Source organism: Streptomyces sp. NBC_01618 (assembly GCF_045209435.1).
Taxonomy (GTDB): Bacteria; Actinomycetota; Actinomycetes; order Streptomycetales; family Streptomycetaceae; genus Streptomyces.
The window spans coordinates 3,433,625-3,458,339 of record NZ_CP109297.1; the positions used below are offsets into that span (position 1 = coordinate 3,433,625).

Genomic DNA, 24,715 nt, shown 5'->3' on the forward strand with positions numbered 1-24,715 from the left:
TCGCGGGGTGAAACATTTTCCGGCAGTCACTGCATCTAAAAGGGTGTAGGTGAGAGGGGGGGTGGCGGATGAGGCAGTCCACGGAGGGCGCCTTCCGTGAATTCGCGGAAGCCCGCATGGGTCATCTCTTCCGTTCGGCGTGCCTGCTGACCGGCGGAGACACGCATCTTGCCGAGGATCTCGTACAGGAGACGCTCGGCCGGATGTACACGGTATGGGGGCGCACATCGCGTGTCGGAAACCCGGCGGCGTACGCGCAAACCGTGCTTGTGCGGTGTTATCTCGGGCACCAGCGGCGCAAATCGGCGGGGGAACGAGCGAGCGGCGAACTACCGGACCGGGCAGGAGAGTCGCCGGGGGACGCGTCCTTGAGGATGACGCTCCTCGACGCGCTGCGCGGGCTGCCGCCCAAGGACCGGGCGGTGATCGTGCTGCGTTACTGGGAGGACCGGTCGGTCACGGAGACCGCGGACGCGTTGCACGTCAGCTCGGCGGCGGTACGCACCCGCAGCACCCGTGCGCTCGCCCGGCTGCGTGAGCAACTCGGCGGCAGCATCGTCGAGCTGGCCGCCCACTGAATTCTCTTCGTTCTTCTTTCCTTTTTCTCTTTCCACAGGTGTGGGGACGGTGGCGGACGACATGCACGGAAACGGTACTCAGAAGGACCGGGATGCCTTCGAGGGCGGGCTCGGCGAGGCAATGAAGCAGGCGGGGGAGGGGTTCTCCGTCGCAGGACGACCGCTCGTGGACGGCGGGGTCGCGCGCGGCCGGCGCCGGATGGTGTTGCGCCGCAGCGCCGCGGTGACCGGGAGCGTGGCGGCGCTGGCCGTGATCGGGCTTGGCGGGTCGTTCGTCACCGGGGGCATCGGCGCTTCGCAGGACGATGGCAACGGGGCGGCGGTGGGCGCGCAGTCGACCCAGAACGCGTCGGGGCGACGCCTCTACTCCGAGCAGCAAGTGATCAAGACACTCGAAGGGCTGCTGCCGGACGGGAAGTTCAGCGAGCAGACGGGCCGCGGCACCAACGGTACGGGTGACCAGAAGCGCTTGCACGCGCCGTATGCCTCCGTCGTGTACGACGACGGCCACGGGAAGGCCGCCGTGTCGGTGGGCCTGAGCCGGCAGAACCCCGACCAGAAGCTGAACGAAGGCGAGCTCTCCTGCCCGGACAAGAACCTGAACGTGTTCGAGGCCTGCTCCGCCACGACGCTGAAGGACGGCTCGCGCCTCGTGCTGTTCAAGGGCTGGGAGTATCCGGACCGGCGCGAGGAGACCAAGTGGTGGTACGCGGACCTGCTGACGCCCGAGGGCTACCGGATCTCGGTGTCCGAATGGAACGCGCCCGCGGAGAAGGACGCTCCGGTCAGCCGTCCTGCCCCGCCGCTGTCGCTGGACCGGATGAAGGTACTGGCCCAGGCCAAGGAGTGGCGCCCGATCATCGAGTCCCTGCCCGAACCCGCGGAGCCGGCACTGGAACAGCCGGCCCCGCAGGGTCAGAGCGGTGACGTGATCCTGGGCAAGCTGACCGAGCAGCTCCCCGACCGCCTGACGGTGAAGGCGTCCGGGAAGCAGCAGACGGAGTACGCGTACGTCGTGGTCGACGATGGCCAGGGCAAGAGCTTCGTGCAGATCAACGTCCAGCCGAACATGTCCGACGTCGAGGGCGAGCTCTTCGGCTCCGACGCGAAGGTCCTGGCGGATGGTACGAAGGTCACCACACATCAGGGGCCGGGCGAGAAGGGCGGTGAGGGCGTGAAGACGAGGCAGGTCGACACGATCCGCCCCGACGGCCTCCGGGTGGTGATCTCCGCCTTCAATGCGGCGAACCAGAACGAGGCCGCCACCCGGGAGGCCCCCGCCCTGACCCTCGCCGAGCTGCAGAAGATCGCCACGAGCAAGTTGTGGCAGAGCTAACTACGCTGCCGGTCATGAATACGGACACGACCAGCGGCGTCACCACTGAACCCACCATCCTTGACGCCGTGGAGCTGTATTCCGATCCGGAGCTGAAGGCACGCTTCGCGGAGTCGGCCCACCGGATCCTGGCGGACCTGGTCGGTGGCGGTGCCGCGCTCGGCTGGCTCGAACCACCCTCGCGGGGCGAGGTGGCGGAACTTCTCGGCCACCTCGTCTCCGCGGTGCGGTCCGGGGATGCGGCCCTGCGTGCCGCCTACCTCGACCGCCGGCTTGTCGGTCTGGGCTACTGGCTCCGCTACACCCGGCCGACCCATCGGCCCCACGCCGATCTGGAGAAGCTCGCGGTGGACGCCACTGCCCATGGCCACGGCATCGGCCGGGCGCTGACCACCGCCCTGATCTCCGACGCCCGGGAGGCAGGAATCGAGGTCCTCACCCTGGACGCGCGTGGCGACAACAACAACGCCCTGCATCTCTACCGGTCGCTGGGCTTCACCGAATACGGCCGCCTCCCCGAGTTCGTGGCCGTCGGCGAACGCCGCTACGACAAGGTCTTCTACATGCTGGACTTGCGCCGACAAGGCTGACCGCGCCCTACCCGAACTCGCACCACACCACCTTGCCCGGGTCCCGCTCCCCCACCCCCCACAGATCCGCCAGCGCCGCCACGATCACCAGCCCACGCCCCGACTCCCCGTCCGGCTCCCGCACCCCCGGCCGCCCGCCCCCGCTGTCGTGGACCTCCACCCGCAGCAGCTTCCCTTCCTCACACAGCAGCAGCCGCACCAGATACCCCCGCCCCGGCGGCACCCCGTGCACCAGCGCGTTGGTGGACAGCTCGCTCACACACAGCAGTACGTCGTCCAGCCGCGCCCCGAACCCCCAGTCGGTGACCGCTCCCCGTACGAACTCCCTTGCCGCAGGCACCGATCGGCGCTCACGCCGGTAGAACCGCTCACGCAGCAGCGAGAGTTGCATCGTCTCGTTCATGGGACGAGAGTCACACTCCGTGACTAGGCTGTCGCAGTATGCGCACCCGTACACATTTCTTGTACGGGTCGTGCTCGCGTGAAGTACGCACGTAGGTGGGAGTTCGAACCGTATGCACCCCAGGAAGCGGCAGCGCAAGAACGCGTCGGCAATGAAACTCGTGGGCAAACTGGTCGCCGTATTCCGCGTCGCGGCCAACCTCACCCAGGCCCAACTCGCGGACCGGGTGGGCCACCAGGTGGAGACGATCGCCTCCATCGAACAGGGCAGACGCGCGCTGCTGCCGGAACTGGCCCGTCGATTGGACGAGTTGCTGGAGACCAAGGAGGCACTGGAAACGGCAGTGGGAAACATGCCAGAGGTGGACCTGATCCCGGCGTGGGCGGAGCAGTACATGGATCTGGAACGGGACGCACTGGCTCTGTGTTTCTTCGCAAACCAGGTTCTGCCCGGTCTGCTTCAGACCGAGACCTATGCCCGAGCAGTCTTCGACAGCCGCGTCCCCACGTTCAGCCAGGAAGAGATCGACGCCCATGTCGGCAAGCGACTGGCGCGTCAGGAGATCCTGCGCCGCAAGGTGCCCCCAACCACCAGCTTCGTCATCTCCGAGGCCGTTCTCCGAGACCGCCTCGGAGGCAACGAGGTGTACCAGGAGACCTTGCGCCACCTTCGCACCTGCGCCGATCTGCCGGGCATCACCCTCCAGGTCATCCCACTTGGCAGGCGGACTCACGCGGCACTCGACGGGCCGTTCATCCTGCTGGAAACACCGGACTACCAGCACATCGCCTACACCGAAACCCAACGCGGCAGCCAACTCATCTCGGACCCCGACGAGATCAGCATCCTCGCGCAGAGGTATGCGATGCTGCGAACGCAGGCCCTCAACACCGAGGAATCGAGGGACCTGCTGGACCAGCTGCTAGGAGAGCTATGAGCACCGAACATGAGTGGTTCAAGTCCAGCTACAGCGGCAGCGACGGCGGCGAGTGCCTCGAAGTCGCCTACGACTGGCAGAAGTCGAGCTACAGCGGTGACGAAGGCGGGGCCTGCGTCGAGATCGCCGCACACCGCACCGCCGTCCACGTCCGCGACTCCAAGAACCCCGACGGCCCCACCCTCACCGTCGCGCCCACCACCTGGACGGCCTTCGCCGGCTTCGCCGCCGACCGGCGTCTCGTCTGAGCCCACGGGAGGGATACCACCACCATGGCTGTCATCCACAACACCACCACCCTGACGCCCACCAAACTGGAACTCCTCGCCACCTGGCTGCCCACGCAGCCCTGGTACCGCGGCAAGGCGGGGCAGCAGCCCGAGCTGGCCAGGACCGGCGGATTCCGGCTGGACGACCCGGAGGGCGAGGTGGGGATCGAATTCATGGTGGCCACCGACACGTCGGGGGACCAACCCGTCTCGTACCAGATCCCGTTCAGCTACCGAGGCGCACCGATCCCGGGTGCAGACGAGGCCCTCATCGGCACGACCGAGCACGGGGTGCTGGGGAAGCGGTGGGTGTACGACGGGACGCGTGACCCGGTCCTCGTCGCCCAGCTGTTCGCGCTGATCGTCGGCGAGGCCGAGCCGCAGATGCAAAGCACGAGCAACACCCCCGACCCGTCCGTCACGGGTTGGTTCGCGGAGACCGGCGCCAAGGCCTCGATCGCCTCCACGACAGTGACCGACAACCCGGCCGGTACGGACATCCACGTGGAGACAGCACCCGACGGACGCCGGCTGACCATCCACATCAACCGCGTTCTCCAGCCCGGCCGGGACACCGAGGAGCAGGCACTCGGCCACGTCACCGCAGACGTGCCGCTGCCCGACGGCACCACCGCGCGCACCGCGTTCGCCATCGTCCACGCACACCCGTAGCCCCGGTCGTATCCCGGCGTTGTCAGTGGCCGCGTCTAAAGTCGCGGTCATGGCGACGCTCCCGAACCCGCTCCCGTCCCTGGCCACGTCAGGGCTTCAACTCCCGCCCGGCTCACTGGTGAACGCCACGGTCGACGGCGTGTGGCACGAGCCGCTGCTCTGGTACGGGGACGAGCCCGCGTCGCCGGGGACGTGGGCCGGGCTGCGTGAGGCGGGACGGCCGGTCGGGCTCCTTCCCGTACTGATCGACGGCGGGATACGCGACCAGTGGCCCGACACCTGGGACCTGGCCCCGGACAGGACGTCGTACCCAGGTGATCACGACGCCGAGGAGGTGCTCGGCGAGTACTGGGCGGACTGCGCACCCGACGAACTCGACGCCGCCGAGGACGAATGGCCGGGCCTGGCGCCCACCCCGTCCGTCGACGGACAGTCCGGCCCGGACGACCTGGCGGCCGAGATCGCGGACGAGTGCGTCGGCCCGGACGGCTGGTTCCCCGGTACGCGGGCGGCGCTCGTCCCGGCCCGGCGCAGCGCGGACATCCCGGCGGCGATCGGCTGGTCGGGACCGGTCAACCACGAGGACGACGTGGCCCGGCTCTGCGCCGTGCTCCGCTCCTGGGAGGACCGCTTCGGCATACGGGTCGTGGTGCTCGGCTTCGACACCCTGACCGTGTCCGTCGGACGGCCGCCCACCACCCTCGCCGAGGCACGGGCGCTCGCCGCCGAACACTTCGCTTTCTGCCCGGACAACATCAACCAGAACCCGCCGTACGACCTGGATGTGTACGCCGAGAAGATGGTGCTGAACCAGGAGACCTGGTCGTTCTGGTGGGACTAGCGGACCACGGCCTTGACGGTGGCCCGCGCCTCCTGGGGTGCGGGCCACCGGTCTCGCACCCGGTCTCAGTTGCAGAACTCGGCCTGGGCTTTCAACGCTGCCACTGGCGCCTTGCCCTTGCCATACTTGGTGGCGCAGACTACGACCCCGATTTCGGCTTCAGACCAGGTAAAGAGTTTCCCTTGAACCCTGGTGCCATCAAGGCATTTCAGAGACAAGGGAACCGAAACCTTTTCCACCGCGGCGTATCCGACGTATTCCTTCTTTTCCTTGACGCCGGACAGGAAACGGTCCATCTCCGAGAGAGTGTCACTGGTTCCGGATGCGATGAGCTCCGACTCATCCTCGATGGCCGCCAGAACGGCGGTTTCATCCACGCGGTCGGATTCCCATTCGACCTTGGCAGTGACAGGCTTATCGACCAGGACGACGTTCTTTTCGTCTCCCCATGCAGGATCCACCTTCCGGATCGCCGTGAACGTCCAGTTGCGCGGAATCTTTTTCACCGGGGGAGCACTGAAGGCAGTGCTCCCGCAGCTCGTTCCCGCCGCGGAGCTCGTGGCGATCGCATGCCCGGACGTCTTGGGGGTGCCGCTCGCCGTGCAGCCGATTGCCGACGTGGCAACGACGGTGACGACGGCGACAGCAACCCATGCCGGACGTGGCCTCATCAGCAGTAGCTGCTCTTGGCGAGGGCCGCCATACTTCCGGACGGCTGGGCGATGTCGCACTGGGCCGCCCCCACTTCCTGCACGTGGTGGGATTTGCCGGTGCCCTTGGCCGCGACTACCAGAGTGCCGGTGCCGCTGGAGCAGGAGTTCTTCTGCCAGTTGCCCGTGACCTGGACACGTCCCGCATAAGTGACCACGTACTTCTGCGGCTTGACCGTCGCGGTGACGGAGACAGACGTAGAGGACGTCGCCGAGCCGGAGGCGGCGAGTGAAAGGCTCGTGCTGGCCGACAGCTTGCCGATTACCGCGCTGGCCTCGGCCGAAGCGCCGCTCGTGTAGGTGATTCCGGCGGTAAGCGTCTGCTGATGTCCGGTGGTGAAGTTGGACGACATGTTGGACGAGGTGCCGTTGTAGTGTCGCGTCGCGTGGGTGATCTTCTTCGGCTTCGCCACGTTGGACACGGAGTACCAGGTCCCCGTGTAGCCGTCACACGGAACGCCCATCACCCCGATTTCCCCGTCGGCGCTCTCGACCGTGGGCGGCTGCGGCTCGGCAGCGGAAGCCGTCGAACTGGCGCCGGCCACGACACCGAGGGCGAGAAGAGCTGCTGCCACAGGACGGTGGACCATACCGAAAGAGCGATTCACTTGCTTCCCCTGTCTTGTATGTATGCGAGTTTCGAAAATGCGTGGGTACAGTTTCAGCACGACTACGCATTTTGGGCATCCGACGGCACCCTGGAGCGCATGAAGGGTTTGGCTGACTCGCGGGGCCGAAGTCGGTTGAGCGAAAAATGCTTGAGATACAGCGAGAATGTTCGCTCGTGGCTTTCATCCCCTGCTCTCACCGCTTCCATGTCACCGGCGCAGACGCACGTTAACACCAGAAGATCTCTGAGAAATAGAGATCGGCGGGAATCTCGCAGCAGTAAAAGACGGGTAATCTCCCTCAATCCACGCAATGCGGCTTCGGGCGGGCGGCGCATTTGAGGGTTGCTTGAGCTTCTCCGGAGAGACCAGGACTTCGGCGTAGCTGCTCGACGCGACATGCGAACCGGCGACTGTGCGGCGTCGCCGAGCCGCATTGGCCCGAATGCAGGCGTCGCACATCGTTTTGGCCTGACGCGGCCCAGCGAGACGGCCACGGGTCGGGGGCTCACCGGCCGCCGGACGGCCTGTGCGGGCCGCGCTGCAGCCGCCACCGAAGAGACGCGTGCTGTCGGGGACACGTGGCGCAGGACGGGTCACCGTACGAAGCGTCACGCCCCCATACCCGGCAGATGAGTACGCCGACTCATGTGCCGTATTCGACGACCCGATTGAATCGCACGCATGCCCGACGACGTCACTGCTACCCGCCCCTCCTCCCGCGTCTGGATCGCGTCACTGGTCTCCACGGTCGTGACGCTCCCGCTCGCGTTCTTCGCCCTGGTCTTCGGCGGGCTCTCGCCGATGGCCTGCGACTCCTGCTCGGAGGCCGACTCCGACCGGTTCGACACCAGCTTCGATCCCGCCTGGACCGTTCTCTGCTGCGGCCTGGTTCTGGCGTTGATCGCACTCGTCGCGAGCTGGGCGTTCAGCAGGCGCAGGCCGCCGACGGGCCTCGCGCTCGCCGTGCTCGCACCCAGCACGGTGTTCATCGCGTGGGTAGCGTTCATGGCACTGGTCGACTGGCCCTGAGCCTCCAGAGTCTTATAACCTCACCCGCGACAGAGAATGGATCAGCGAGCGGCGTCAAGCGGCTTCGAATCCAAGGCGGAGGAGGGAAGCTTCATCAGCGAGCCATGAAAAGGGGCCGCAGGCGTTCTCGCCCACGGCCCGTCTCCCCGCACACAAAGCAAACAGCCCAGGTCAGCGCCCCAGCCGCTGCGCGACCTCCGTCGCCCAGTACGTCAGGATCATCTGCGCCCCGGCCCGCCGGATCCCGGTCAGGCTCTCCAGAATGGCCGCGTCCCGGTCGATCCAGCCGCGCTCCGCCGCCGCCTCGATCATCGCGTACTCGCCACTGATCTGGTACGCGGCGACCGGCACGTCCACCGAGTCGGCGAACTTCGCGAGGATGTCGAGGTACGGACCGGCCGGCTTGACCATGACCATGTCGGCGCCCTCTTCGAGGTCGAGCGCCAGCTCGCGCAGGGACTCACGGGTGTTCGCCGGGTCCTGCTGGTACGTCTTGCGGTCACCCTTCAACGACGACCCGATGGCCTCGCGGAACGGCCCGTAGAACGCCGACGAGTACTTCGCCGTGTACGCGAGGATCGAGACGTCCTCGTGGCCCGTCTGGTCCAGCGCGTCACGGATCACGCCGACCTGGCCGTCCATCATGCCGCTGGGGCCGACCACATGGGCGCCCGCGTCGGCCTGGACCTGCGCCATCTCGGCGTACCGCTCCAGCGTCGCATCGTTGTCGACGCGGCCGTCGGCGGTCAGGACACCGCAGTGGCCGTGGTCGGTGTACTCGTCCAGGCACAGGTCCGACATGATCACGAGCTCGTCACCGACCTCCTCACGCACCGCGCGCAGAGCGACCTGGAGGATCCCGTCCGGGTCCGTGCCCGCCGAGCCCCGGCCGTCCTTCTTCTCGTCCGCGGGAACGCCGAACAGCATGATCCCGCAGACCCCGGCCGACACCGCCTCGACGGCGGCCTTCCGCAGGGTGTCCAGGGTGTGCTGCTCGACGCCGGGCATGGCCGAGATGGCGACGGGCGCGTCGATGCCCTCGCGCACGAACGCGGGCAGGATCAGGTTCGCCGGGTCGAGCCGTGTCTCGGCGACCATGCGCCGCATCACCGGGGTCGTCCGCAGCCGCCGGGGGCGGGAGCCGGGGAAGTTTCCGTACACAGTCATGCTTCGAGACTAGACCCGTACACATCACCGATTTACCGACACCGGCGCCGGAAAAACGTCACAACGGCGACGGGCGGCCCGGCCGCCGAAGCAGCCGGACCGCCCGGTCCTCACACACCCACAGGTCACACGGGTCAGGTCGTCGAACGACGCCGCCGCGCCCCCGGACGCCGCTCGCTCGGCCGCGTCACCGGGTCACCGGCCTCCTTCGCCGCCTCCCGGCGCCGCGCACCGAACTCGGCGAGGGCCTCGGCCAGCCTGTGCACCGAAGGCTCCGGCGACAGGACGTCGACGCGCAGCCCGTGCTCCTCGGCGGTCTTCGCCGTCGCCGGGCCGATACACGCGATGACCGTCACGTTGTGCGGCTTGCCCGCGATGCCGACGAGGTTCCGTACGGTCGACGACGAGGTGAAGAGCACCGCGTCGAACCCGCCGCCCTTAATGGCCTCACGCGTGTCGGCGGGCGGCGGCGAGGCGCGGACCGTGCGGTACGCGGTGACGTCGTCGACCTCCCAGCCCAGCTCGATGAGCCCGGCCACCAGCGTCTCGGTGGCGATGTCGGCACGTGGCAGGAAGACACGGTCGATCGGGTCGAAGACCGGGTCGTACGGCGGCCAGTCCTCCAGCAGACCGGCGGCCGACTGCTCACCGGACGGCACCAGGTCCGGCTTCACACCGAAGTCGACGAGCGCGGCGGCGGTCTGCTCACCGACGGCCGCGACCTTGATCCCGGCGAAGGCACGGGCGTCGAGCCCGTACTCCTCGAACTTCTCCCGGACGGCCTTCACCGCGTTGACGCTGGTGAAGGCGATCCACTCGTAACGGCCCGTGACCAGGCCCTTGACCGCGCGCTCCATCTGCTGGGGCGTACGAGGCGGCTCGACGGCGATCGTCGGGACCTCGTACGGCACGGAACCGTACGAACGAAGCTGGTCGGAGAGCGACGCCGCCTGCTCCCTGGTACGCGGGACGAGCACCTTCCAGCCGAAGAGGGGCTTGGACTCGAACCACGCGAGCCGGTCGCGCTGGGCGGCGGAGCTGCGCTCACCGACCACGGCTATGACGGGCTGGTGCCCGTCCGGCGACGGAAGGACCTTCGCCTGCTTCAGGACCTGGGCGATCGTCCCGAGGGTCGCCGTCCAGGTGCGCTGGCGGGTGGTCGTACCGGCCACCGTCACGGTCAGCGGGGTGTCCGGCTTGCGGCCCGCCGCGACCAGCTCACCGGCGGCCGCGGCCACCGAGTCGAGCGTCGTCGAGACGACAGCCGTCGCATCGCTCGCGCCGACCTCGGTCCAGCAGCGGTCCGAGGCGGTACGCGCGTCGACGAACCGGACGTCCGCGCCCTGCGCGTCGCGCAGCGGCACACCGGCGTACGCGGGCACGCCCACCGCGTTCGCGACTCCCGGCACGACCTCGAAGGGGATGCCGGCGGTGGCGCAGGCGAGCATCTCCGCGCCGGCGTTCCCGTCCAGTCCTGGGTCACCGGAGACGGCACGAACGACCCGCCTGCCGCCCTTCGCTGCCTCCATGACAAGATTGACCGCATCCCTGAGAACGGGAACACCGGCGGCTGTTGACTGCGCGTCAACAACCGTCAGCTCAGGCGTGCTTACGCCTGCCCGCGCATGGCAGCGAACAACGCCGAGAACGTCCGGCTCGGCGACAAGGACGTCCGCGCTCGCGAGCGCCTCGACGGCGCGCAGAGTCAGCAGTCCCGGGTCGCCGGGACCGGCGCCGAGGAAGGTGACGTGCCCTTGTGCGGACAGGGCCGGAAAGTCGGATGCGGCGGGGCCGGTGGGGCTCAAAGTGCTCGCTCCCCCATAAGACCGGCCGCACCCTTGGCGAGCATCTCGGCCGCGAGTTCGCGACCGATGGCCGCCGCGTCGTCGTGCGACGTGGGGACGGGACCGGTGGTGGACATCTGTACCAGCGAGGAACCGTCGGTGGAACCGACGACACCGCGCAGGCGCAGTTCATTGACAGCCTGCCCGTCGGCCAGGAGGTCGGCCAGCGCACCCACAGGTGCGGAGCAACCGGCCCCCAGAGCGCCGAGCAGGGCACGCTCGGCGGTCACGGCGGCCCGGGTGACCGGGTCGTCGAGCTCGGCGAGCGCGGCGGCGAGGTCCGCGCTGGTCTCAGCGCATTCGATCGCCAGTGCTCCCTGGCCGGGAGCGGGCAGAATGGTGTCGACCGACAGGAAGTCGGTCGCCTCACCGGTCCGGCCGAGGCGGCTGAGCCCGGCCGCGGCGAGTACCACCGCGTCCAGCTCCCCGCTTCGGACAAATCCGATACGCGTATCGACGTTCCCCCGGATCGGCACGGTCTCGATGTCGAGGCCGTGGTTACGGGCGTACGCGTTGAGCTGCGCCATGCGGCGCGGCGAGCCGGTGCCGATGCGGGCACCGGACGGCAGCTGCTCCAGGGTCAGCCCGTCCCGCGCCACCAGTACGTCGCGCGGGTCCTCGCGCACCGGCACGGCGGCCAGCACGAGGCCCTCGGGCTGGGCGGTCGGCAGGTCCTTGAGCGAGTGGACGGCGAAGTCCACCTCGCCGCGCAGCAGCGCCTCGCGCAGCGCCGCCACGAACACACCGGTGCCGCCGATCTGCGCGAGGTGCTCCCGGGAGATGTCGCCGTACGTGGTGACCTCGACGAGCTCGACGGCGCGCCCGGTCACCTCGCTGACCGCGTCGGCGACGAGGCCGGACTGCGCCATGGCGAGCTTGCTGCGCCGGGTGCCCAGCCGGAGCGGTGCGTCTGCGTCGGTCCGCGCGCGCTGGGGGGAGTTGTCGGTCATGACCGCCCTCGATTCGGGTCGTTCAGGTCTGCCCGGGAGACGGCGGCAACCGTCTGCGGGTCGAGGTCGAAGAGTTCCCGCAGCGCATCGGCGTACCCGGCGCCGCCGGGCTCGCTGGCGAGCTGCTTGACCCGCACGGTGGGCGCGTGCAGGAGCTTGTCGACGACGCGGCGCACGGTCTGCGAGATCTCGGCGCGCTGCTTCTCGTCCAGGTCGGGGAGGCGTCCGTCGAGCCGCGCGATCTCGCCCGCGACCACTCCGGCGGCCATCGTGCGCAGGGCGACGACGGTCGGGGTGATGTGGGCGGCGCGCTGGGCGGCACCGAAGGCGGCGACCTCGGCGGCGACGATGGTGCGCACCTGGTCCACATCGGCGGCCATCGGGGCGTCCGCCGACGCCTCGGCGAGCGACTCGATGTCGACGAGACGAACGCCGTCGAGGCGGGCGGTGGCGCCGTCGATGTCCCGCGGCATGGCGAGGTCGAGCAGGGCGAGGCGGACGGGGCCGGCGCCCTGGGCGGGCACGGTGGCCCGGCGGACGGCCTGGCGCGCCGTACCGGCGGTGCCGTTCTCCACCCAGGCGGCATGCCGGTCGGGGGCGGCGGGCGGCATGGGGACGGAGGCGGCGGGCGCCTCGTGCGCGGGGTCGAAGGCCAGGCCGAGCGCTCCGGCGACGGCCTCGGCGGTCAGCACGAGACCAGTCGCGCCGGTGCACGAGACGACGACGTCGGCACGTGTCAGTTCGTCGGCGACGGCGGCCATCTCCACGGCGTGGGCGGCCACTCCGGTACCGCCGGGCTGGCCCAGGATCTCAACGAGCCGGTCGGCGCGGGCCCTGGTCCGGTTGGCGACGACGATCTCGGCGACACCGGCACGGGCCAGCGTCGCGGCGGCCAGCGAGGACATCGAGCCGGCGCCGATCACCAGCGCGCGCTTGCCCCGGGCCCAGTCGGTGACGTCCGCACCGGACGCGAGCTGTTCGAGACCGAAGGTGACGAGCGACTGCCCGGCCCGGTCGATCCCGGTCTCGCTGTGGGCACGCTTACCGACCCGCAGGGCCTGCTGGAACAGATCGTTCAGCAGCCGGCCGGCGGTGTGGAGCTCCTGCCCCAGCGCCAGCGCGTCCTTGATCTGGCCGAGGATCTGGCCCTCGCCGACGACCATCGAGTCCAGCCCGCACGCCACCGAGAAGAGGTGGTGGACGGCCCGGTCCTCGTAGTGCACATAGAGATACGGAGTGAGCTCGTCCAGACCGACGCCGCTGTGCTGGGCGAGGAGCGTGGACAGCTCGGCAACGCCCGCGTGGAACTTGTCCACGTCGGCGTACAGCTCGATGCGGTTGCAGGTGGCCAGCACGGCGGCCTCGGCCGCGGGCTCCACGGCGAGGGTGTCCTGGAGCAGCTTGGCCTGCGTCTCGGCGGCCAGCGAGGCCCGTTCCAGTACGGAGACGGGGGCGCTTCGGTGGCTCAGCCCGACTACGAGAAGACTCATGCCGGCATCACGGCGGGCATGTCCCCGTCGGGTCCCTTCCGGCTGCCGGTGGCGGCGCGCGCGGGCGGCGTGGCCGCGTCCGGGCTGCTCTCGGTGATGTCCTCGCCGGACTTGCGCTGCTCGTGGAAGGCGAGGATCTGGAGTTCGATGGAGAGGTCGACCTTGCGGACGTCGACGCCGTCGGGCACGGAGAGCACCGTCGGCGCGAAGTTCAGGATGGAGGTGACGCCCGCGGCGACGAGCCGGTCGCAGACCTGCTGCGCGGCACCGGCCGGGGTCGAGATGACGCCGATCGACACGCCGTTCTCGCTGACGATCTCCTCCAGCTCGTCGGCGTGCTGAACGGGGATCCCGGCGACGGGCGTTCCGGCCATCGCGGGATCGGCGTCGATCAGCGCGGCGACCCGGAAACCGCGGGAGGCGAAACCGCCGTAGTTGGCGAGCGCGGCGCCGAGGTTACCGATACCGACGATCACGACCGGCCAGTCCTGGGTGAGCCCGAGTTCGCGGGAGATCTGGTAGACGAGATACTCGACGTCGTACCCGACACCACGCGTCCCGTAGGACCCGAGGTAGCTGAAGTCCTTGCGCAACTTGGCAGAGTTGACCCCCGCCGCCGCCGCGAGCTCCTCGGACGAGACCGTGGGGACCGAGCGCTCGGAGAGCGCGGTCAGTGCGCGCAGATACAGCGGAAGTCGGGCGACGGTGGCCTCGGGAATTCCTCGGCTACGGGTCGCCGGTCGGTGAGTTCGGCCAGTTGCCACGGTGCTCCTGCGGGATGAGCGGGGCTGCAGGCGGCCGTATGCAGCAGGACCGCCCCGTCGAATGCAGGCTATGTCTTTGTGAACACGTGCACAAAGATAGTGTCCGTTTTGTCCGGTCAAAGTGACCGGGGTCACGCACATTCGTCGCGCGATCCCGGAACCACGGATCGCATCAGCCCGTTGCAGGCCCGAAGGGGGCAAAGCGGCACACACTCCTCACAACCACTCCCCCGAGATCACTCAAAACGCCCACGATGGTAACCGGGTTTCACTCACGAAAGCAGCGCGCTGCGCAGCCTCACCGGGTCCACCCGCCAGAACGTGTGCTGTTCGTTATCAATCAGGACGACCGGAATCTGCTCCCAGTACTCCCGGTGCAGTTGCTCGTCCTGGGTGATGTCCTTCTCCTCCCAGGACGCACCGACCTCCTCGCACACCCCCCTCACCACCACCCTCGCGTCGTCACAGAGGTGACATCCGGGCTTCCCCACCAGGGTCACCACCCGGTCCGCGGGCTTCTTCCTCTTACGTCGCAACAGGGCACTCATGCCTTCATTCTGCGCCGAACGGGACCGCCGCCCGAACGGAAGGAGCGCCGGCCCGACCCTTGATCCGTTACGCCCCGAATCACCCGATTAACAATTCGGCAGCCGAGAGTTCACGGCACGGCATCACGGCAGGTCCGGAACGGCCGAATCAACTGGCTATGCTCACGACATGGCCGCTCTTGGATGGCTCACACCCCGTAGGCGCCCCGCGACAGCACGGAGCGTGCTGGCAGGCGAGGCTGCAGCTGAGGCAGCGCGGAAGTCCGCCCTCCGCGACGGACTCCCCGACGACCAGCTCTCCGCCACCGATCAGGGCAGCTCCGCCCCCGCCGAGGCCGAGGAGCCGGTCTTCCCCGTCGTCGGCGACGACCGGGCCGCCGCCTTCTTCGACCTGGACAACACCGTGATGCAGGGCGCGGCGATCTTCCACTTCGGCCGCGGCCTGTACAAGCGGAAGTTCTTCCAGCGCCGCGAGCTGACCCGGTTCGCCTGGCAGCAGGCGTGGTTCAGGCTGGCCGGCGTCGAGGACCCGGAGCACATGCAGGACGCCCGCGACAGCGCCCTGTCCATCGTCAAGGGCCACCGCGTCTCCGAGCTGATGTCCATCGGCGAGGAGATCTACGACGAGTACATGGCCGACCGCATCTGGCCCGGCACCCGCGCCCTCGCCCAGGCCCACCTGGACGCCGGGCAGCGGGTCTGGCTGGTCACCGCCGCCCCGGTGGAGACCGCCACGATCATCGCCCGCCGCCTGGGCCTGACCGGCGCGCTCGGCACCGTCGCCGAATCCGTCGACGGCGTCTACACCGGCCGCCTGGTCGGCGAACCGCTGCACGGCCCCGCGAAGGCCGAGGCGGTCCGCGCCCTGGCCGCCGCCGAGGACCTGGACCTCGACCGCTGCGCGGCGTACAGCGATTCGCACAACGACATCCCGATGCTGTCCCTGGTCGGCCACCCGTACGCGATCAACCCGGACGCCAAGCTCCGCAAGCACGCCCGCGCCCTCGACTGGCGGCTGCGGGACTACCGGACGGGCCGCAAGGCCGCCAAGGTCGGCATCCCGGCCGCGGCCGGCGTCGGCGCCCTCGCGGGCGGCACCGCGGCCGCCGTCGCCCTGCACCGCCGCCGCCGCTGACGCACACCCGTTCGCTCCCCGCCGGGGGCCGCCGAGCCACGCCCGGACACCCGCCGCGGATCGGGATCCCTTGCCCACCGGCCGCCCCCGCCAGTCGGATTGCTCGCACCCGACCACAACCCGTCGCACCCGCAGGCAGATCCCGGACTAATCCGATCAATAACCGGTCACGATGTGCTACTTGATGCATCGATTAGTCGCTACAGAAGCGACGTAATCGATGATTTGAGCAACTGGGTGTAGCACTGCCTGTACGAAGCGTTATTCTCCTCAGACGCATTCCGGAACCCACCACTCACTACGACGAGTGACGGTTTCGCACTGCACGTGATGGAAGCTCTGCCTCTGGGAGTCCCGTGTACCCACACGTCGGGGTTGACGCCTCGGGCCTGGCTACGCTCCGCGCAACGGTCGCCGACCGCTTGCGCGGTTTCGTCCCCACCGCGTACGCCGTACCCGCATTTGCCACCCCTGCACCTGTCGGCCCTTGCTACGCCCTGGCCGAACGCGGTGCGGCGGTCGGAAGACGCAGCAACCGCGGCGCAACTACTACGTCCACCGTCCGCCGGCCCACCGCCGACAGCGACAGCGCGCGCATGATGGATCTCGTCGAGCGCGCACAGGCCGGCGAGGCCGACGCCTTCGGCCGTCTCTACGACCAGTACAGCGACACCGTCTACCGCTACATCTACTACCGCGTGGGTGGCAAGGCGACGGCGGAGGACCTCACCAGTGAGACCTTCCTGCGCGCCCTGCGCCGCATCTCCACCTTCACCTGGCAGGGCCGCGACTTCGGCGCCTGGCTGGTCACGATCGCCCGCAACCTGGTCGCCGACCACTTCAAATCCAGCCGCTTCCGGCTGGAGGTGACCACCGGCGAAATGCTCGACGCCAACGAGGTCGAGCGCAGCCCCGAGGACTCCGTCCTGGAGTCCCTCTCCAATGCCGCACTGCTGCAAGCCGTGCGCCGACTCAACCCCCAGCAGCAGGAATGCGTGACCCTGCGCTTTCTGCAGGGCCTCTCGGTCGCCGAGACCGCCCGGGTCATGGGCAAGAACGAGGGCGCGATCAAGACCCTGCAGTACCGCGCCGTCCGCACCCTGGCCCGGCTCCTCCCGGACGACGCCCGCTGACTCCAACCCGGCCGAATCACTCTCGGCGATATGCTCATCACGCACTGGTCCGATCATCTTTCTTGCGTAACCCATGTGCCGCGCCCCTCGTTGTGTCGGTTGCAGGCCCCCTGTCGTCACCCCATGTCCGCCGACACTCACTCATTCGTGTGGAAGCGCTCAAGGTGTGCAACCTTCCGGACCCTCAGGGGAGTCGACCGTCATGACGAGAGGAGGTGCCGCCAGTGATCGCAAACGTTTCGGCACACCGGCGGGCGAACGCCTTCGCCCAGGCCCTGGAGGAGCAGTCGCTCCGCGGTGCGGCGGCCGTACAGCCCGAGGAACCGGCCGAACCGGCCGACCACGGACCGCTGTTGGCCCTGGCGAACGGCCTCGGCGAGCTACCGCGGCCCGAATTGGATCCCGAAGTCAAAGTGGTGCAGCGAGCCCAGCTCGTCGCCGCCATGGAGGCCATGTTCGCCGAGGGCGGTGAATCCACGGGCCCTACGCTGCCCGAACAAAGGACCAAGGGGGCCCACCGGGCCTCCCCGCTCCGGAAATTGCGCCCGCGCTCACGCTGGGCGAAGGGCCTCGCGGCCGGCGGGCTCACCGTCGGAGTGGCGGCGGGGGCCTTCGGCGGAGTGGCCGCTGCCAGTTCCGACGCCCTGCCGGGTGATTCGCTGTACGGGCTCAAGCGCGGCATGGAGGACATCCACCTCACCATGGCCAGCGGCGACGCCGACCGTGGCGAGGTCTACCTCGACCAGGCATCGACCCGGCTCAGCGAGGCCCGCCGGCTGATGGAACGCGCCCGCTCCGGCGATCTCGACCACGAACAGCTCGGCGAGGTCAGGCGCACCCTCAACGGCATGACGCACGACGCCACCGAGGGCCACCGCCTGCTCCACGCGGCCTACCAGCGGGACGGCGCCATCGGCCCGATCCAGACCCTGGAGTCCTTCTCCCGCTCGCACCGCGACAGCTGGAGCAGCCTGCGCGACCGGCTGCCCGTCCAGCTGACCGATGTGGGTGACCAGGTCAGCTCGGTCTTCGACGCCATGGACGAAGAGGTCGAACCACTGCAGTCGCTGCTGCCCCGCACCCCGGACAGAAGCAGCGATTCACAGCAGTCGGACGCCACGGAACAGGCCACGGGATCGTCCGGTACGGCCCCCTCCGCGCCCTCGTCGCCGGAGGCCTCGCACAGCCGTACGGACCCCAGCGCCGCGCCCCACCCCTCGGCGTCCGGCAGTGCCCCGTCCGACGGTCTGATCGGCGGCGCGGACGGCCTCCTCGGCACCCCGCCTACGGGCACCCTCCCGTCCGCCGACGGCCGGATCAGCCCCCCGCCCACGCCGGACGTAACCCTGCCCCCGCTCCTCCCCGGCCTGCTACCGGGCCTGGGAATCAACAGCGAGGACCTGAACGACTGACACCACGGCGGTCACCGGACGGGCACGACAGGACAAGCCCGTCCGGTGAGCCGGTGATCACCGGCTCAGAAGAACACCGACCGCCGCTGCACCAACAACTTGTACAGCGTGTGCTGGATCTGCTCCCGCACCTGATCCGTCAGATTGAACATCAGCATCGGATCCTCCGCCGCCTCCACCGGATACCCACTCGTGGAGATCGGCTCGCCGAACTGGATCGTCCACTTCGTCGGCAACGGCACCGCCCCGAGCGGCCCCAGCCAGGGAAACGTCGGCGTGATCGGGAAGTACGGAAAGCCCAGCAGCCGTGCCAGCGTCTTCGAGTTGCCGATCATCGGGTAGATCTCCTCCGCGCCCACGATCGAGCACGGAACGATCGGCACCCCGGCCCGCAGCGCCGTGGAGACGAAACCGCCCCGCCCGAAGCGCTGCAGCTTGTACCGCTCACCGAACGGCTTGCCGATGCCCTTGAAGCCCTCCGGCATCACCCCGACGAGCTCGCCGCGCCGCAGCAGCCGCTCCGCGTCCTCCGCGCAGGCCAGCGTGTGCCCGGCCTTGCGGGCGAGCTCGTTGACCACCGGCAGCATGAAGACGAGATCGGCGGCGAGCAGCCGCAGGTGCCGCCCGGCCGGATGGTTGTCGTGCACGGCGACCTGGAGCATCAGCCCGTCGAGCGGCAGCGTCCCCGAGTGGTTGGACACGATGAGCGCCCCGCCGTCGGACGGGATGTTCTCGATGCCCTTCACCTCGACCCGGAAGTACTTCTCGTACACCGGACGCAGCATCGACATCAGGACCTGATCGGTCAGTTCCTTGTCGTACCCGAACTCGTCGACGTCGTACTCACCGGTGACCCGCCGGCGCAGGAACGCGAGCCCGCCGGCGATCCGCCGGTCCCAGTCGCCCCGCTCCGCCCCTTCCAGGGGCTGCCCGGCCCACTGGGGCTCCCCCTGCGGCAGCGAGGCGTCCTGCTGCCCGGGAAGGGCGCTGACGGCCGCCGTCCCGACCACCGGCGCCGCGGAGGGCCCCCGCCCGCCGCCCCCCGCGGACCGGCGCCGCGCGGAGCGCGACGCGCCGCCCGACCGCGAACGGTCGTCGTCGAACGGAATGACCTTGGCGTCCGCCATCGTCGATGCGCTCCTCTACCTGCCGCTGGGGGTCGGGTACGTGTCGCCCGCCCCGGTGATCCCCGGACCATCGCCGGCCGCCCCGGCGAACGGCATGGCGGCCACTCTGTCGACCGCCCTTCCCACCGCCTCGGGCGGCAGCAGCCCCGGCCCCTGACTGCGCGCGAACTCCGCGAACGTCTCCGCGGTGGTGAACTCCGGGTGGAAGCCCAGCGTCTCGCGCATCTGGACGGTGGAGACCACCCGGCCGTGGGTGAGCAGCCTGATCTGCTCCGGCGAGAAGTCCGTCATGCCGACCGTACGCAGCGCCTGACCCACCCACGTGACCGCGGGCAGCAGCAACGGCATCGTCGGCCGCCCCAGCCGCCGCGAGCACTGCGAGAGCAGCAGCACGCCGTCCCCGGCGATGTTGAAGGTGCCGCTGTTCAGCGTCCCGCGCCTCGGCTCGCGCGAGGCGATCCCCAGTACGTCGACGACATCGTCCTCGTGCACGAACTGGAGCCTCGGGTCGTAACCGAACACCGTGGGCATTACGGGCAGCGACAGATAGTCGGCGAGCGGCGAATCCGCCTCCGGCCCCAGGATGTTCGCGAACCTGAGCACGCAGACGGCGACGTCCGGCCGGCGGCGCGCGAAGCCCCGTACGTACCCCTCGACCTCCACCACGTCCTTGGCGAAGCCCCCGCTCGGCAGGGACTTGGGCGGAGTGGTCTCCGTGAAGACCGCTGGATCGCGGGGCGCGGAGCCGTACACGTTCGTACTGGACTTGACGACCAACCGCCGCACGCTCGGCGCCTTCTGACAGGCCCCGAGCAGCTGCATGGTGCCGATGACGTTGGTCTCCTTGACCGTCGTCCGACCACCCGTGCCGACCACCTTCGCGGAGACGTCCAGATGGACGACCGTGTCGACAGAGTACTCGGCGAGGACTCTGGCGATCGCGGGCTGGCGGATGTCCGCGGTCACGAAGTCGGCGTCGCCCAGCCGGTGTCCGGGCATGACCGCGTCGACGGCGATCACCCGGTCCACTTCCGGATCACGCTGGATGCGCCGCACGAAGCGGCCGCCCAGCTGCCGGGCCGCTCCCGTGACCAGCACGACCTTCCCCAAGATCAGCGCCTTCCGTCGAAAGGTTTCCCCTGGCCGTCACCGTAGCGGGTGGATGTTGCCCTGTGATGACCGCACGGCGGCCTTGTGCCAAGACTTTGGCCCGAATGCGGGTACCTCCCCACAACGCGCCGCAGCCCTCCCGCCACAAGGACGGAAGGGCTGCGGATTCACGAACTGCGTTCGCCTACTTCTTGTTGCGACGCTGAACGCGCGTGCGCTTGAGCAGCTTGCGGTGCTTCTTCTTGGCCATCCGCTTGCGCCGCTTCTTGATAACAGAGCCCACGACTACCCTCGCTCACTTCTCTTCACTGGTGCGGGGCGTCTGGGCCCACACGACCTACGTCGGCCTAGCCTACCCGCCACCGCGTGAGGGGCGTAATCCGAGGTGAACCTCAGGCGGACTCCACCCCCACAAAGGACTCGCGGAGATACTCGTGAACCGCTTGCTCCGGAACCCGGAATGACCTGCCCACCCGGATCGCCGGCAGATGACCGCTGTGCACCAAGCGGTACACGGTCATCTTCGACACCCTCATGACCGAGGCGACTTCCGCCACAGTCAGAAACTTGACCTCGTTGAGAGGCCTCTCGCTGCCAGCAGCCATGACCCACCTGTACCTTCCGCACGAGACGCGCACCGGCTTCCCCTCCGGTGACTCTTCGTCGTTGTGCGCTCACTCCCCAGACTAGGGGCGGGTGATGCGAGTGGGGAAGAGGAGAGACGATCGGCCGCCTACTGTGACAGACACGCCCGATTGAGCACATAGCGCGTGAGCGGCCGGTAGTGGGCGGACCGTACGGCGTCATCGAGCGGAACGGCGACCGACACCCGCCCCTCCGCCTCGCCGACGAACAGTGCGGGATCGTCCGTATCCGCCAGGCCGATCGCCTCGATGCCCAGCTGACCTGCCCCGCAGACCCATCCGTGGTCCCCGACGACCAACTCCGGCAGCCGCCCGCACCCCTTTGCCGCCGACTCCAGAACGATCCGGACCGGCAGCGGTGAATGGGTATGCGCGCCGGTGTCATCACCGGGAGCCCGCGCGCCCGGTTCGCGCACCATCGCGACCCCTCGTACGTAATCCAGGTTGTGCGTGCGTACGCCGAACCGGGTCGTTATGTCGATACATCGGCCCTGCGCGGGGGTGAGTACGGGGCACCCGGCCGCCGACAGGGCGTCTGCCAGCTCTGCGTAGAAACCGAGCAGCCGATGCGGATGACCGGTCCCGAACAGCACCGGCGCCCGCCGGGCCACCGCATGCGACAGCCGCTCCGCGAAGGAATCCAGAGCCGCCAGGGTCCGCTCCGGATCGATCACATCAGAACCCGAAACATGAGCGGGATCGTCCGAAACACCACACTTATCGGCCATCAGACGAAGAAGATCGGACTCTTCCCAGCGCCATTCGGGATCGAGGCCGAGCGTCACCCGAGGGTCGCGGGCCGCGAAGAGCCGATAGCTCCGCAGGCTCACTTCCCTCGATGTGGCCACGGGCCCGGCCAGCCGGGCCGCCAGCAGATGCGCACGCAGCGCTCCGGTGCTCAACACCCCACCGATGCTGCCGCAACCACCCGGACGGGGGGCCGGAAACCCGGTTACGCCCCACAGTTGGCGTAACCCTTCCTCACCACCGCACGAAAACGGCCGCACCGCGACCGCCCCCGCCCACCTCAGGCCAGCAGCCCCCGCAACGGGAACGCCGCCCGCCTGGTCGCCCGCACCGCCTGGTCCACCCGGTCCGCGGGGTCGTACCCCTCCTCCCACGACTTCCAGGAAGGAGTACGCCCGTCCGTCATCCGGGCCGGTCCCGGCTGCCGGGTCCGCGCGTACACCTCGTCCCGCCACGAGGCCGGAATCACCGACTCGGGATCCACCGGCGCGTGCGCGGCGATCCCCACCAGATGCGTCCAGGACCGCGGCACCACGTCGACCACCGCGTAACCGCCGCCGCCGAGCGCCACCCAGCGCCCGCCCTCCACGTACTCGTGGGCGAGATCGTGACAGGCAGCCATCACCGACCGCTGCGCGTCCAGCGACACCGCCAGGTGGGCGAGCGGGTCCTCGAAGTGTGTATCGGCCCCGTGCTGACTCACCAGCACCTGCGGCCGGAAGTCCGCCAGCAGCTCCGGCACCACCGCATGGAACGCCCGCAGCCAGCCCGCGTCCCCCGTACCGGCCGGCAACGCCACGTTCACCGCACTGCCCTCACCGGCCCCGGCGCCGGTCTCCTCCGGCCAGCCGGTCTGCGGGAACAACGTGCGCGGGTGCTCGTGCAGCGACACGGTCAGAACCCGCGGGTCCTCCCAGAAGGCCGCCTGCACACCGTCCCCGTGGTGCACGTCCACATCGATGTACGCGACCCGCTCGGCACCCAGCTCCAGCAGCCGCGCGATGGCGAGCGCCGGATCGTTGTAGATGCAGAACCCTGCCGCACCGGCCGGCATGGCATGGTGCAGCCCGCCCGTGAAGTTCACGGCATGCGCGGTGTCCCCACGCCACACCGCCTCGGCCGCAGCCACCGACTGCCCGGCGATCAGCGCCGACACCTCGTGCATCCCCGCGAACGCGGGATCGTCGACCGTCCCGAGCCCGTAGTTCTGATCGGCGTGCTTCGGATCCGCCGACGCGGCACGCACGGCGGCGACATAGTCCTCACGGTGCACCAGCCGCAGCGTGGACTCGCCGGCGGGCTTGGCCGCCACCACATCCACCGCGCGGTCGAGCCCGAACGCCCGCACCAGCCCCATCGTCAGAGCCAGTCTCACGGGGTCCATCGGATGACTTTCGCCGAAGTCGTATCCCGTTACTGCGTCATCCCACATCAACTGTGCGCGGCCGCTCATGCCCGCCACCGTATCGGGCGGGTTCCGCGCCGAACGACTTGGCGTACACGAGCGTCGCCAGGACCAGCACCATCGGGACGAGCATCGCCCCCCGGTAGCTCCAGGCGTCCCCGAGCGCCCCCACGAGCGGCGACCCCACCAGGAATCCCACGTAGTTGAAGACATTCAGCCGCGCGATGGCCGTATCACTCGCCCCGGGGAACATCCGCCCGGCAGCGGCGAACGTCTGCGGCACGATCACACACAGCCCGAGACCCAGCAGGGTGAACCCGAGCATCCCGACCCACGCCCCACCGGCCAGCGCCACCACAGCGAACCCGGCCGCGGCCAGCACACTCCCGCACCGCACCACCGCAACCGCCCCGAACCGCCGCACCCCGAAGTCCCCGACAGTCCGCCCCAGCAGCGTCGTCACCATGTAGACGTTGTACGGAACCGTCGACAGCTGCTCCGAACTCCCCAGCACGTCCTGCAGATACTTGGCGCTCCAGTTGGAGACCGTCGAGTCCCCGATGTACGCGAAGCTCATCACCAGACAGAGCGGCATCAGCAACTTGAAGGAAACCGACGCGGCCCCCTTCCCCTGCCCCTCCACCGGGCCCGCCTCGGCGGACGCACCCTCGGCGTACCACCGGCTCCCGATGAACGCGACGGGCAGCAGCACGACGACCGCCGGCAGGTACGAAGCCAACAGCGACAGGTCCCAGTGCGCCCCGGCCCACGCCATGGACGCCCCGGCGATCCCGCCCAGGCTGTACGAGGCATGGAACCCCAGCATGATGGAACGCCCGTACGCCCGCTGAAGGCTGACCCCCATCATGTTCATGGAGGCATCGAGCGCCCCGACGGCAAGCCCGAACACCCCGAGCGCCAGAACCGCTTCCCACAACGCGCTCCCGGCCCCGGCACCAAGCAGCGCAAGCATCACAACAGGCTGCGCCCACCGCAGTACGACCCCGGGCCGCACCCGCGCGACCACCTTCTCGGTGACAACGCTGCCCACCCCGGCCAGGATCGGCACCGCGGCCAGAAACACCGGCAACAGCCCGTCGGATATCCCGTACCGGTCCTGGATGGCGGGAATCCGCGTCACGAGCAGAGCAAAGGTGACTCCCTGCACGAAGAAGCTCAACGCGAGGGAGGCCCTGCCGTGCCGCAACCGAGCATGTGTCATGGCCGCGAGCGTAAGGCCAGTATCTACCCATGGGTAGATGG

The 24,715-nt window shown here is 69.2% G+C and carries 27 protein-coding genes; 11 read left to right on the plus strand and 16 right to left on the minus strand.

The genetic code is table 11. The features are described 5' to 3' along the window. The first annotated feature begins 68 nt into the window (after positions 1–68). From OH735_RS16070 to OH735_RS16080, 3 genes are read left to right on the plus strand one after another with little or no spacing between them, the layout of a single operon-like run. On the plus strand, positions 69–578 hold the full coding sequence (locus OH735_RS16070) for a SigE family RNA polymerase sigma factor (RefSeq protein WP_406382216.1): 510 nt from the start codon (positions 69–71) through the stop codon (positions 576–578). A gap of 49 nt (positions 579–627) precedes the next feature. Beyond that, a complete protein-coding gene (locus tag OH735_RS16075) occupies positions 628–1,914 on the plus strand; it encodes a hypothetical protein (RefSeq protein WP_406382218.1) in 1,287 nt (428 codons plus the stop codon). A gap of 14 nt (positions 1,915–1,928) precedes the next feature. Then, positions 1,929–2,504, plus strand: a complete 576-nt coding sequence (locus OH735_RS16080; protein WP_406382219.1) for a GNAT family N-acetyltransferase — start codon at positions 1,929–1,931, stop codon at positions 2,502–2,504. Between the two features lie 7 nt (positions 2,505–2,511). On the opposite strand, the gene OH735_RS16085 is transcribed toward OH735_RS16080, so the two are convergent. Then, positions 2,512–2,907, minus strand: coding sequence for an ATP-binding protein (locus tag OH735_RS16085; protein WP_406382220.1), 396 nt, complete (start codon positions 2,905–2,907; stop codon positions 2,512–2,514). A 112-nt stretch (positions 2,908–3,019) separates the two neighbouring features. Between OH735_RS16085 and OH735_RS16090 the strand changes: the two genes are divergently transcribed. Genes OH735_RS16090 through OH735_RS16105 form a run of 4 tightly spaced genes read left to right on the plus strand, consistent with a single transcriptional unit; the run spans position 3,020 to position 5,626 of the window. Then, positions 3,020–3,844, plus strand: coding sequence for a Scr1 family TA system antitoxin-like transcriptional regulator (locus OH735_RS16090; protein WP_406382221.1), 825 nt, complete (start codon positions 3,020–3,022; stop codon positions 3,842–3,844). Next, a complete protein-coding gene (locus tag OH735_RS16095) occupies positions 3,841–4,092 on the plus strand; it encodes a DUF397 domain-containing protein (RefSeq protein ID WP_406382223.1) in 252 nt (83 codons plus the stop codon). Before OH735_RS16090 ends, OH735_RS16095 begins: the two co-directional genes overlap by 4 nt. Positions 4,093–4,116: 24 nt before the next feature. Beyond that, complete coding sequence (locus OH735_RS16100) at positions 4,117–4,785, plus strand: maltokinase N-terminal cap-like domain-containing protein (protein WP_406382225.1); 669 nt, start codon at positions 4,117–4,119, stop codon at positions 4,783–4,785. A 49-nt stretch (positions 4,786–4,834) separates the two neighbouring features. Next, positions 4,835–5,626: a DUF4253 domain-containing protein gene (locus OH735_RS16105; protein ID WP_406382227.1), complete on the plus strand. Its 792-nt coding sequence runs from the start codon at positions 4,835–4,837 to the stop codon at positions 5,624–5,626. A 65-nt stretch (positions 5,627–5,691) separates the two neighbouring features. On the opposite strand, the gene OH735_RS16110 is transcribed toward OH735_RS16105, so the two are convergent. Continuing rightward, on the minus strand, positions 5,692–6,132 hold the full coding sequence (locus OH735_RS16110) for a hypothetical protein (protein WP_406382228.1): 441 nt from the start codon (positions 6,130–6,132) through the stop codon (positions 5,692–5,694). Between the two features lie 164 nt (positions 6,133–6,296). After that, positions 6,297–6,911 (minus strand): hypothetical protein, encoded by a 615-nt coding sequence (locus OH735_RS16115; RefSeq protein ID WP_406382230.1) that lies wholly within the window; start codon positions 6,909–6,911, stop codon positions 6,297–6,299. Positions 6,912–7,628: 717 nt separating this feature from the next. Between OH735_RS16115 and OH735_RS16120 the strand changes: the two genes are divergently transcribed. After that, positions 7,629–7,976 (plus strand): hypothetical protein, encoded by a 348-nt coding sequence (locus tag OH735_RS16120; RefSeq protein WP_406382231.1) that lies wholly within the window; start codon positions 7,629–7,631, stop codon positions 7,974–7,976. A gap of 171 nt (positions 7,977–8,147) precedes the next feature. Here the strand turns inward: OH735_RS16120 and hemB are convergent, their stop codons facing one another. From hemB to OH735_RS16150, 6 genes are all read right to left on the minus strand, one after another. After that, on the minus strand, positions 8,148–9,143 hold the full coding sequence (gene hemB / locus OH735_RS16125; protein WP_406382233.1) for a porphobilinogen synthase: 996 nt from the start codon (positions 9,141–9,143) through the stop codon (positions 8,148–8,150). 134 nt (positions 9,144–9,277) lie between these two features. Then, a complete protein-coding gene (locus OH735_RS16130) occupies positions 9,278–10,948 on the minus strand; it encodes a uroporphyrinogen-III synthase (protein ID WP_406382234.1) in 1,671 nt (556 codons plus the stop codon). Beyond that, positions 10,945–11,937, minus strand: coding sequence for a hydroxymethylbilane synthase (gene hemC, locus OH735_RS16135; RefSeq protein ID WP_406382236.1), 993 nt, complete (start codon positions 11,935–11,937; stop codon positions 10,945–10,947). Before hemC ends, OH735_RS16130 begins: the two co-directional genes overlap by 4 nt. Then, complete coding sequence (locus OH735_RS16140) at positions 11,934–13,427, minus strand: glutamyl-tRNA reductase (RefSeq protein ID WP_406382237.1); 1,494 nt, start codon at positions 13,425–13,427, stop codon at positions 11,934–11,936. The genes hemC and OH735_RS16140 overlap by 4 nt, the downstream gene beginning before the upstream one ends. Next, positions 13,424–14,191 carry a redox-sensing transcriptional repressor Rex gene (locus OH735_RS16145; RefSeq protein WP_406382238.1) on the minus strand — a complete coding sequence of 256 codons (768 nt, stop codon included), beginning with the start codon at positions 14,189–14,191 and terminating at the stop codon, positions 13,424–13,426. Before OH735_RS16145 ends, OH735_RS16140 begins: the two co-directional genes overlap by 4 nt. 272 nt (positions 14,192–14,463) lie before the next feature. Continuing rightward, positions 14,464–14,739 carry a glutaredoxin family protein gene (locus OH735_RS16150; RefSeq protein ID WP_406382239.1) on the minus strand — a complete coding sequence of 92 codons (276 nt, stop codon included), beginning with the start codon at positions 14,737–14,739 and terminating at the stop codon, positions 14,464–14,466. 169 nt (positions 14,740–14,908) lie between these two features. Here OH735_RS16150 and OH735_RS16155 point away from each other — a divergent pair, with 169 nt between their 5' ends. From OH735_RS16155 to OH735_RS16165, 3 genes are all read left to right on the plus strand, one after another. Beyond that, on the plus strand, positions 14,909–15,874 hold the full coding sequence (locus OH735_RS16155; protein ID WP_406382241.1) for an HAD family hydrolase: 966 nt from the start codon (positions 14,909–14,911) through the stop codon (positions 15,872–15,874). Between the two features lie 356 nt (positions 15,875–16,230). Continuing rightward, on the plus strand, positions 16,231–17,007 hold the full coding sequence (locus tag OH735_RS16160; RefSeq protein WP_030928170.1) for an ECF subfamily RNA polymerase sigma factor, BldN family: 777 nt from the start codon (positions 16,231–16,233) through the stop codon (positions 17,005–17,007). 224 nt (positions 17,008–17,231) lie between these two features. Next, positions 17,232–18,419, plus strand: coding sequence for a DUF5667 domain-containing protein (locus OH735_RS16165; protein ID WP_406382242.1), 1,188 nt, complete (start codon positions 17,232–17,234; stop codon positions 18,417–18,419). 65 nt (positions 18,420–18,484) lie between these two features. On the opposite strand, the gene OH735_RS16170 is transcribed toward OH735_RS16165, so the two are convergent. From OH735_RS16170 to OH735_RS16200, 7 genes are all read right to left on the minus strand, one after another. Then, positions 18,485–19,546 (minus strand): lysophospholipid acyltransferase family protein, encoded by a 1,062-nt coding sequence (locus OH735_RS16170; RefSeq protein ID WP_406382243.1) that lies wholly within the window; start codon positions 19,544–19,546, stop codon positions 18,485–18,487. 15 nt (positions 19,547–19,561) lie between these two features. Then, positions 19,562–20,656 carry an NAD-dependent epimerase/dehydratase family protein gene (locus OH735_RS16175; RefSeq protein WP_406382244.1) on the minus strand — a complete coding sequence of 365 codons (1,095 nt, stop codon included), beginning with the start codon at positions 20,654–20,656 and terminating at the stop codon, positions 19,562–19,564. Positions 20,657–20,840: 184 nt separating this feature from the next. Next, complete coding sequence (locus OH735_RS16180) at positions 20,841–20,939, minus strand: 30S ribosomal protein bS22 (RefSeq protein WP_003948845.1); 99 nt, start codon at positions 20,937–20,939, stop codon at positions 20,841–20,843. A 109-nt stretch (positions 20,940–21,048) separates the two neighbouring features. After that, a complete protein-coding gene (locus tag OH735_RS16185; protein WP_014046653.1) occupies positions 21,049–21,261 on the minus strand; it encodes a helix-turn-helix domain-containing protein in 213 nt (70 codons plus the stop codon). A gap of 128 nt (positions 21,262–21,389) precedes the next feature. Next, on the minus strand, positions 21,390–22,205 hold the full coding sequence (locus tag OH735_RS16190) for a phosphatase (protein WP_406382245.1): 816 nt from the start codon (positions 22,203–22,205) through the stop codon (positions 21,390–21,392). A gap of 122 nt (positions 22,206–22,327) precedes the next feature. Continuing rightward, positions 22,328–23,500, minus strand: a complete 1,173-nt coding sequence (locus tag OH735_RS16195) for an acetoin utilization protein AcuC (RefSeq protein WP_406382246.1) — start codon at positions 23,498–23,500, stop codon at positions 22,328–22,330. Beyond that, on the minus strand, positions 23,469–24,674 hold the full coding sequence (locus OH735_RS16200; RefSeq protein ID WP_406382247.1) for an MFS transporter: 1,206 nt from the start codon (positions 24,672–24,674) through the stop codon (positions 23,469–23,471). The genes OH735_RS16195 and OH735_RS16200 overlap by 32 nt, the downstream gene beginning before the upstream one ends. Positions 24,675–24,715 lie beyond the last annotated feature (41 nt).